The sequence below is a fragment of the Serratia sp. 506_PEND genome (genome assembly GCF_001076875.1).
GTDB classification, from domain to species: Bacteria; Pseudomonadota; Gammaproteobacteria; order Enterobacterales; family Enterobacteriaceae; genus Serratia; species Serratia marcescens.
The window spans coordinates 2,967-3,842 of the sequence record NZ_JVEL01000383.1 but is presented as its reverse complement, the minus strand read 5'-3'; the positions used below and the strand labels follow the sequence as shown (position 1 = coordinate 3,842).

Annotated in this window: 1 protein-coding gene; it reads right to left on the bottom strand. The window is 49.7% G+C overall.

Annotation, left to right across the window (positions count from 1 at the left end):
* Positions 1–48: 48 nt before the first annotated feature.
* Positions 49–876: BREX system ATP-binding domain-containing protein (locus ADK28_RS13085; RefSeq protein ID WP_048795846.1), on the bottom strand; the 828-nt coding region annotated here is incomplete at its 5' end.

The window sequence follows — 876 nt, the reverse complement described above, 5'->3', positions numbered from 1 at the left end:
TGTAAACCCACTTACGGACGCGGGGATCGAGACTATAGTAGGCACTGCTCATAGTTTGAAGTTCGCCAGTCCGTCGTCGTCATCGCTTTCCTCCATAATGGCGTCATCCATATCGCTGGGCCTGTCCTCTTCAATCGCCACACCCTCGATTAGTGTTTGCCAGTTCATCGTTCTGTTTTGTTCCAGCACGGCCAGCATATCCAGGAAACCTTTTATGGTATTACGGGGGGTACGGAAGTAAGCGTCTCCAATGATTTTACTACAGTGATGCAGAAATCCAGTCAGTGCCTCATCTGGTACCAGATAATTCTCTGGCTCTCCGCCTGCATAAACATGGCGAAGATTTCTCAGTAAAATATACAGTTCCTCAGGGGTGAGGCTGGCAAGATGCAAAGTGGGAGACGAATAGTCAATCACTCCTGCTTTTTGCGCGAACCGGTTTTCCGCCAGACGTGACTGGAGCGCCTCATAACTGTAAAGACCTTTGCGCGGATCGAAAAGGAACTCTGGCGTCCCCCCGAGGATAAAACCAATGTTCTCGGCTGAGCCTTGCAGGCAGTCATTCAGGATCCGCAAAATCTGTTCGTAGTTCGCTGTTCTTGCTTGCGTATTATTCAGCTTAAAGAGGTTCACCATTTCGTCGAGGCTGACCAAAAGACCGGCATAGCCTGCCTGGCGGACAAAAAGGCTCATCAGCTTCAAAGAATCATAGAATGAAGCGTCTGAGATAATAGTCCGAACGTCGAGATCGTTACGGGCATCAGTTTTAGTGGTGTACTCTCCCCGCAGCCAGCGAATGGCATTGGATTTTAGCGTTTCGTTATCCTGCTCGTGCCCCCGCCAGAATGCATCAATGACCTTCGCAAAGTCATATCC